The sequence below is a fragment of the Nostoc sp. XA010 genome, assembly GCF_020829625.1.
Classification (GTDB): Bacteria; Cyanobacteriota; Cyanobacteriia; order Cyanobacteriales; family Nostocaceae; genus Nostoc.
The window spans coordinates 1-7,276 of the sequence record NZ_JAIVFX010000036.1; the positions used below are offsets into that span (position 1 = coordinate 1).

The following is a 7,276-nucleotide window of genomic DNA, read 5'->3' on the forward strand; positions in this document are numbered from 1 at the left end:
ACAGAACTATCGAGCGATCGCTTCAACAATTTCTGGCTCGACTGAACCTAAAATCAATGGTTTCAACCTGATTTCTTTACAAAACTTTACAACGTGTCCCATTTTGCACGTATCCCGGCTGTACCCCCACTAGGAATGATCGTAATGATTTTCTTCGGCTTGGCTGGTTCGTTGCTGGGGTTAATCATTATTGGGACTCTTCGCACCTACACAAATCATTGTAGAATTTTCTATTGAGGTATGAAGTTGACTGCTTCTTCCTGGTGCGATTCAATTATTCTCTGTAAAGAACATGAATTTTTTCGGAACTTGCTACCATGTAAGCTGTCTATGTAACAATACCGAACCACCTATACAGTAACCGGGGCATTGAATCTATGAAGCCCCATGTAAATTTATGGCTCTTCTTTAGCTGCTCTCTTGTAAAAACTTGAGAGCAGTTTTGCATTCTCAATCAGTAACAGCGTAAGCTTTAGCTTTGGACTTTGCAGCATTGGCTAGTATTCTAGTTAGACACTGATGGTAGTAACAGGGGATGAAGTATGGGAGAAGCTAAACGCAGAAAACAGCTTTTGGGTGATGTCTACGGTTCACGAGTTAATTTAGAAGAATGCCCCATACCTTCAGAAATTAGCCTTGGATATGTGAGTGATGAAGCATTGGCAACCACAAAAGGTCAACTGCATAGGATGCCTGAAGATTTTAAATCCACCTTTTTCATCGCCTTAACAAAAGCTAAAACTATAGTTGAGCCAGGAATTGTTTTCTCTGAAGCTCTAAAGTTTTCCGGTGGAGTTGGTGTCGAAGTTACATTCCGCTCCGACATTGAAACTTTTATCAAATCTCGGTGTAATACTCCAGTTCTAGGCTTACGCCTGATACAAAAGCTCAAAAATATAGACTACAATACTCATCGAGTAATAGCTCTCCTTGGTGGCTCTGACACTCCCATGCTCCCGATTAATGTCTATTCTGTTCAGCAAATCGAAACTCTGCTTAAGTACCTCAATGAAGACAGATAAACACAGATGTAATGGCAAGAAATAGAAAAACCGCCTTCTTCAGATGAAAAATCGTTGACAGATGTTCAAAGATACAGGGGCGGCGCGAACAATATAATTTCTACCTCTGCCATGAGGTATTGGCAGAGATAGAAGCACTTTCAATCGTCTATTCCACGAATGACTAAGAAAGTGGAATCCATAGAATCTAAGAAAAATTAAGGTTTACTGGGAAGCGATCGCTTCTGAGCAAGCCTCTATGCTTGAAGAGTGAATGTGTTGAAATCGATCGATGCTAAATGTTAATCCAGAACGAGGCATTGCATATACTTGGGGGTCTACACCACAAGAGCGACTGATGTCCTTCCCTTGCGATCGCTACATGTCGAATGCTGACGAAGCATATTTTCGAGCTATTGATGTGCAAGCACCAGCGCCGATATTATTTCGGTGGTTATGCCAATTGAAAGTAGGTTCTTACAGTTATGACTGGCTTGACCACCTCGAACGAATATTTTTTCATGGTGCTGAGTCAATTCCCACTCATCCCAGTCCAAAGCAACTGCTTTCGGGTGTGGAAAATTTAGCTGTTGGTCAAACAATCATGGGCATTTTTAAATTAGTTGAGTTTGAACCAAATCAACATTTGACGATAGTAACTGATGATGAGCAAGCCATTTCTATTTTTGGTGATATCGCTGCAAGCTATATCGTAATCCCAAGAACGGCAAATGCTTGTCGCCTTATTCTCAAGGGGAATATTCGCTATCCCAGAAATCGCTTTTGGTCATGGATACGCTATTTTTTGCCGTGGGCAGACTTATTAATGATGCGTCAGCAATTTTTGAGATTAAAAAATTTAGCTGAGAACCAAGTTTGATAAGTGGCTATTTGCCGTGTCCACTTGTTTCCCAACAATATATAACGTTATGTATGAGGAAATAGCTAATCCCACCAAGCATATAACTGTTGAGAATTAATCTCTAATTCATCACAACCCCAGACGAATTTTACAAATTCACCTGCAAAGTCTAAGTCTTTCACCCCTTTAACTGTAATTGCATCAATCACCAAATCTGGGTTTTCTGTGTGATTGATGACTACACCATCAAAAATTGCTGTCGTTTCTATACTTTTACAACGTTGCCCAAATTCAATAAATGAACCAACTGATGGAGCAGCATTAAAACTCGCATTTAGTGTAGTGTAGCCTGATTGAATAACTTGCTCCAATGATTCTAAAGATAGTCCCTGAAATTTGATTGCGTTGGGAGTATATTCTGTAATTGAGTTACCTAAAATTTCTTCAAGACGTTGAACCATATATTTATATCCATATTAAATAAATTTTCAGTATAAGCATATTCCTTAGTCTAGTAAATGCAGATGGTAACGAACTAGAGGAATACAACGTAAGTTTACCAAGTTAGCTAAGACCAGAGATATTTACAAATACTTCAATGGTAAACCTATTATTTTTAAGGATTAATTATGGGTAAACATTTCATTAAGTTAAGTGATTTACTTAATCAATCATAATTAATTTTAAAGCAAATAAAACAGCATCCCGACTACAAAAAGGTAAAATATTCACCAGATTTTACAGTTGCAGACGCGATTGCAGCTCTAGAATAACTACGAACAGAGATACAATAATGAAACCAGGGTACATTTATTTAATTCATAGTGTAGGCACATATAGATACAAAATAGGGCTAACTGTAGCACCACGGACACCAGAGGATAGATTAAAAGAACTGAATAGCCGTCAAAGTCCCTACCCATTGAAACTCATTCATTATGTCTTTGTTGCTGACGTTTACAAAGTAGAGAAAGAAATTCATCAAGCTTGTAAGTCATTTAATGTTTATAGGGAGTGGTTTGAATTTGCAAAGAACGCATATTTGCAACAAGTTATTCAGTTAATGGAGCGTAGTAATGTAGCGCAAAGACCAAATAATAATTCTCAGGGTTCCGGTCAATATCAGAATAAAATAAATCTTTCTTTGCCTATAATTCCTAGAGATATTGAACGTGCAAGTCAAGAGAGAGAGGAAATCCCAAAATATTTAATATCCAGACGATATGAACCCCACAATCGGTTGAGACAAGGCATAGTCGGGGAGAAAAACAAGAAGAAGAAAATTAAGAAAAGGAAACCTACTGTTTTAGGTAAAGTTTTAAATAATAATTTTTTATTTTTAGTAGCAATAGTCATTTGTATTATTTTATTTTTATATGTTGTGAGTATATTGATGTAAAAGTGCGTGAATGGGATGATACAGCAAGGGTTTGAAGCCCTTAAATTTCAGAAACTTCAACTGATACAGTTTTATCCCTAAGTTAAATTTTTCGTTTCAACTCTTAGTAGCGGTTACGTCCACCGCCACTGTATCCTCCCCGGTTCCCACCAGATGAACCTCTGTCTTCTCTGGGTTTAGCCTTATTCACTCTCAGGTCACGGCCACACGATAACGCTTTCTGAACTGCAAGAGATGCGATCGCCACCATCGAAGCGATCGCCTACGGCGGGCGGTTACGCCATCGCACACTCATCTTTCAAAGTTTGTCCCGGCTTTTCTGCCTTGACATCAATACCTCTATCAAAGCTGTACGCTCAGAGTTAAACGACTCTAAAAGTTGTACTAAAGCTTCTTCTACAATCACTTCTTTATAAGGAGCATTGGCTTTTCCTAACTCTAACTGGAGTGTAAGGTGCAGTTTGTCTAACTGATGCAGTACCTCTTCACTGATTTGAAATGTAGATTTACGCAATGAAACTTTTTCTACGTTGACTTGTTGACTTGTTAAAAAGTTAGCTTTCTCGCTTGTTGAATTACTGTTTGGTTGAATGATTGGTGTGCTATCTGGCTGACTTGTTGAAGCGTCAAATGTATATTCACTCTTGGATTGCTGCCTTGTTGACTTGTCAGCTTCTTGACTAGTTGACACTTCATATTGATGACTTGTTGACTTGTCAGATTTTCGACTTGTTAGTAGTTTATCTGGTTGACTGGTTAACTTGTCAGCTTCTTGACTAGTGGACACTTCATCTGGTTGATTAGTTAAATTGTCAGCTTCTTGACTGGTTGACACTTCATCTTGCTGACTTGTTGACTTGCTAATTTGCTCAAACCCAGCTAAAACTTTATCGGTCGAGGACAACGGATCATTATCATCATTTAATCTGGCGCGTCGTTTTGTCATCTGTCTTTTCACCTTAATTAGATTGCAGCAATTAAATTAGCGATTAACTGGTAAGGCTGCACTAATTTGGGGTCTTTAGCATAGATGTGAATGGGTTCGCCTGCCAGATTTGACTCAGAGAACTTGATTGACTTCGGAACGGCTTCAAATATCTGAATGTTTTGTAGTCTCTTATTTAAGGAGGCTAAGACATCTTGAGTCATGACCGTATTTTCAGCCATTGTTGGCAGTACTCCCAGTATTTGTAATTGGGGATTAAGACGTTTTTGAACACTTGCAACTGTTTCCAACAGTGCAGCCAGCCCTTTTAAAGCGAAAAATTGACACTGCACTGGAATAAGAACTGCATCCGCAGCTGCCAAGGCATTAACCGTTAACAGTCCCAAAGAAGGTGGACAATCAATTAAGACGTGATGGAATTGTTTGAGTACGGGAGCCAGTCGCTCTTTGAGGATGTAAAAGTTACCTACTTTCATGAGTATCTCCGTTTCTCCTTTAGCTAAGTTGATGTCAGCAGGCAGCAAACTGAGTCCAAATTTAGTAGAAACTACTCCATCGATGACTTTTGCTTTTTCTGTAATTACGTCGTAGCAGCTAATCTGGTCGTCAGCCACTTCCACCCCCAGCCCTGTAGTGAGATTGCCTTGAGGGTCAAGGTCAATAGCGAGGACAGTATCCTTAAGAGCCAGTAGTCCCCCTAAAGATATAGTGGAGGTAGTTTTAGCTACCCCTCCTTTTTGATTTGCTAATGCAATAATCATTGAATTTTAAGCCAAACATTTTGCCTATGAGCTTACTGGCAAGTCATTAATATAGCAAGTTAGGTTTACAACCAGGCAACTTGCTAAAAAGTTGGGTTGTCAACCAGCTAACTTGTTGGCAAGTTAGAAAGTTATGCTCCTGCCCTGTATGCTAGATGTAGAAGTGTTAAAAAAGACTTCAGAGTAAATCTTGTCTTGAGGTGACAGGATATGGATGAAGTTGTAAAAAAAGTAGCTGCATTGGGTTTGCCTGGAGTAATTTTGGTAATCACAATAGCAACAACAGGGTTGACAGGTGCTGCTGCTATCATCGCAGCTTTAGCCTTTCTGGGTGGCCCTGCGGGTATGCTGGGTGGAATTGCTGTTTTGGGACTGACAAGTTTGATTAGCAATGCACTGGCGAAAGTAATTCTGGAAAGTTTCTTAATAAGTATTTATAGCCAGAGACGGCAGACTGAACCGCGTTAACTCGTATTAGAAGAGACTTTACTTAAGGAGCATTAATTAGTGACGCGTGGTCAGAAAAAAACCGAACCGAAAAACAATGGAGCGAAATTAAATTTTAAGCAAACGCTGTGGGCAGATGCGAATAAGCCGTGGGATTATATAAATGCAGCCTGGACGTATTTATCATGGCCCCCAATTATTAGTGGACATCAACCAACAGAAAGAACAATTTAGCAACGCATATCTCCAAGCCATCACCAGTGTTGCAGGTTATTCTCTCTACAAACCAGCCGTAGACGACGACAGCGTAGACTGGGGAATAGCAGCCACAGGTCTTATGGGGCGCATCCGTGCGCCTCGCTTGGAATTGCAGCTAAAATCAACATCAAGGGATGTCCTCAACGATAACGCTATCCGCTACTCTCTCAAACTGAAAAACTACAATGATTTACGAATGGTTGACTTTGCCGTTCCTAGAATCTTAATTGTAGTTTTACTTCCCGATAACTTAAGCGAGTGGGTGCAACAATCATCAGAAGAACTTTGTATGAGGTATTGTGGCTATTGGTTATCGCTCTTCGTCATGCCAGAAACACGAAACACATCGACTGTAACTGTCACCATGCCAAGAAATAATCAATTTACAGTCGCTGCTCTCCAGTCAATTATGCAAGGTATCGGTCAAGGAGTACAACCATGAAAGTTACTGTGCAAGATGCGGAAATTATCAAAAATATAGAACTACAACAACTGAGAGAGTATTTACAATCTCACGGTTGGCATGAAGACAGACCTTTTCTTGATAATGCCACAATCTGGCACAAGGAAGCACAAAAAGGAGAATTTGAAATCTTACTACCAAGCACAAAAAATTTAGGAGATTATCTTCCGAGAGTTCGTGAACTTATCGAAACAATAGCAGATTCCGAAAATCTTTCTTACCTCGAAATTTTAAATGAATTTATTAAAAATTATCCTCATTTAAAAATTCAAGGCTTTGTCACGCAAATTGCAACTCCTAACGCAGATAGATTAAGTGGCGAAGTTACCATTGTTTGTCCAGTTTTTGAGAAATTACGCCAAATCAAAATTGAACTGCTCGACCATGATTATATTTTGGCAATAAAATCTTATCAAGAACGCTTACCTGTAAGATGTACGGGTGATTTAGTTAAAGAAAATAATATTTTTATTTTGAAAAATCCACAAGAATTTCAAATTGAAAATATTTGAATACCATTCCCTTGCAATCGTGACTTAGTAAATAGAGACAATCCGCCGTAATGTCACAATTGATTGGACTGTAAAAGAAAGTTTCAAAGCGAATCTGCTCTCGGTTAGTCAAGCGGCGGCTGCGGAAATATGGCTATCCACCAGAAAAGCAGGAGAAGGCGATGGTGACGGTGCTGCAACAGGCAGAGTTACTGTGTAGAGATTGGGCTGCGTGATGTGATGTGGTTCAAAAAATTTTACAGGTTAGCTTCTTAAGTTTTGTCAGTTACCCCCAGATACCGCTCCCAAGCTGCCAAAGTGCGATGTCCCGCTCTGGGTGGACTCAGAAGCTACAAGGAAAGTTGTAGAATCAAAAAAACCTTCTTTTATTAGCTGAAGCAAAACCTCAGTTAAATCAACCACAGTCAAGAATTAATGGTTGCTAAAAGTTCTTCTTTTCTTTTTTCTAATTCCGAGATTTTTCGGTTCAAACTTCGGATTTCTGTATTGATTTTTGATAATTCAGCTTTGCACTTTTGAGTTTTTAAATAATCCGACCCATATTTTTCAATTACAAAATTTTCTACCTCATTCCTTAAGAGTTTAAAGCAGGGATTTCCATATAAAGTATTGTGCCGATATTGCAAT

General features: G+C 39.1%; 11 protein-coding genes and 1 pseudogene. 7 read left to right on the top strand and 5 right to left on the bottom strand.

Features of this window, described 5'->3' with window-relative positions; all coding sequences use genetic code 11:
• Nucleotides 1-542 precede the first annotated feature (542 nt).
• Both LC608_RS30055 and LC608_RS30060 read left to right on the top strand, forming a co-directional pair.
• Nucleotides 543-1,022, top strand: a complete 480-nt coding sequence (locus LC608_RS30055; protein ID WP_229557065.1) for a DUF2839 domain-containing protein — start codon at nt 543-545, stop codon at nt 1,020-1,022.
• A 271-nt stretch (nt 1,023-1,293) separates the two neighbouring features.
• Complete coding sequence (locus tag LC608_RS30060) at nt 1,294-1,881, top strand: hypothetical protein (RefSeq protein WP_229557066.1); 588 nt, start codon at nt 1,294-1,296, stop codon at nt 1,879-1,881.
• 65 nt (nt 1,882-1,946) lie between these two features.
• Here LC608_RS30060 and LC608_RS30065 read toward each other — a convergent pair whose 3' ends face one another.
• The gene (locus LC608_RS30065; protein WP_229557067.1) at nt 1,947-2,324 is read right to left on the bottom strand and encodes a hypothetical protein; all 378 of its coding nucleotides are present in this window, start codon (nt 2,322-2,324) and stop codon (nt 1,947-1,949) included.
• Nucleotides 2,325-2,656: 332 nt separating this feature from the next.
• Here LC608_RS30065 and LC608_RS30070 point away from each other — a divergent pair, with 332 nt between their 5' ends.
• Nucleotides 2,657-3,262 carry a GIY-YIG nuclease family protein gene (locus LC608_RS30070; RefSeq protein ID WP_229557068.1) on the top strand — a complete coding sequence of 202 codons (606 nt, stop codon included), beginning with the start codon at nt 2,657-2,659 and terminating at the stop codon, nt 3,260-3,262.
• A gap of 103 nt (nt 3,263-3,365) precedes the next feature.
• Here the strand turns inward: LC608_RS30070 and LC608_RS30075 are convergent.
• The 3 genes and pseudogenes from LC608_RS30075 to LC608_RS30085 form a co-directional block, all read right to left on the bottom strand.
• Nucleotides 3,366-3,473, bottom strand: a pseudogene (locus LC608_RS30075) (RNA-binding protein); the annotation flags it as partial.
• Between the two features lie 87 nt (nt 3,474-3,560).
• Nucleotides 3,561-4,208, bottom strand: a complete 648-nt coding sequence (locus tag LC608_RS30080) for a hypothetical protein (protein ID WP_229557069.1) — start codon at nt 4,206-4,208, stop codon at nt 3,561-3,563.
• A gap of 17 nt (nt 4,209-4,225) precedes the next feature.
• Entirely contained in the window at nt 4,226-4,969 is a 744-nt protein-coding gene (locus tag LC608_RS30085) for a ParA family protein (protein WP_229557070.1), read from the bottom strand.
• A 210-nt stretch (nt 4,970-5,179) separates the two neighbouring features.
• Here LC608_RS30085 and LC608_RS30090 point away from each other — a divergent pair, with 210 nt between their 5' ends.
• The 4 genes from LC608_RS30090 to LC608_RS30105 all read left to right on the top strand — a co-directional run bounded on the left by LC608_RS30090 (nt 5,180) and on the right by LC608_RS30105 (nt 6,864).
• Complete coding sequence (locus LC608_RS30090) at nt 5,180-5,437, top strand: hypothetical protein (protein ID WP_229557071.1); 258 nt, start codon at nt 5,180-5,182, stop codon at nt 5,435-5,437.
• Nucleotides 5,438-5,579: 142 nt separating this feature from the next.
• Nucleotides 5,580-6,116: a DUF4365 domain-containing protein gene (locus tag LC608_RS30095; RefSeq protein ID WP_229557072.1), complete on the top strand. Its 537-nt coding sequence runs from the start codon at nt 5,580-5,582 to the stop codon at nt 6,114-6,116.
• A complete protein-coding gene (locus LC608_RS30100; protein WP_109013428.1) occupies nt 6,113-6,649 on the top strand; it encodes a hypothetical protein in 537 nt (178 codons plus the stop codon). The genes LC608_RS30095 and LC608_RS30100 overlap by 4 nt, the downstream gene beginning before the upstream one ends.
• Nucleotides 6,650-6,768: 119 nt before the next feature.
• Nucleotides 6,769-6,864, top strand: a complete 96-nt coding sequence (locus LC608_RS30105; RefSeq protein ID WP_229557120.1) for a type I restriction enzyme endonuclease domain-containing protein — start codon at nt 6,769-6,771, stop codon at nt 6,862-6,864.
• A gap of 189 nt (nt 6,865-7,053) precedes the next feature.
• Here LC608_RS30105 and LC608_RS30110 read toward each other — a convergent pair.
• Nucleotides 7,054-7,276 (bottom strand): hypothetical protein (locus tag LC608_RS30110; protein WP_229557073.1); only part of this gene is annotated, 223 nt, incomplete at its 5' end.

Coding starts and splice junctions, on each gene's coding strand:
- LC608_RS30055 (WP_229557065.1), top strand. CDS start 543: ATGGGAGAAGCTAAACGCAGAAAACAGCTTTTGGGTGATGTCTACGGT.
- LC608_RS30060 (WP_229557066.1), top strand. CDS start 1,294: ATGCTAAATGTTAATCCAGAACGAGGCATTGCATATACTTGGGGGTCT.
- LC608_RS30065 (WP_229557067.1), bottom strand. CDS start 2,324: ATGGTTCAACGTCTTGAAGAAATTTTAGGTAACTCAATTACAGAATAT.
- LC608_RS30070 (WP_229557068.1), top strand. CDS start 2,657: ATGAAACCAGGGTACATTTATTTAATTCATAGTGTAGGCACATATAGA.
- LC608_RS30080 (WP_229557069.1), bottom strand. CDS start 4,208: ATGACAAAACGACGCGCCAGATTAAATGATGATAATGATCCGTTGTCC.
- LC608_RS30085 (WP_229557070.1), bottom strand. CDS start 4,969: ATGATTATTGCATTAGCAAATCAAAAAGGAGGGGTAGCTAAAACTACC.
- LC608_RS30090 (WP_229557071.1), top strand. CDS start 5,180: ATGGATGAAGTTGTAAAAAAAGTAGCTGCATTGGGTTTGCCTGGAGTA.
- LC608_RS30095 (WP_229557072.1), top strand. CDS start 5,580: ATGCAGCCTGGACGTATTTATCATGGCCCCCAATTATTAGTGGACATC.
- LC608_RS30100 (WP_109013428.1), top strand. CDS start 6,113: ATGAAAGTTACTGTGCAAGATGCGGAAATTATCAAAAATATAGAACTA.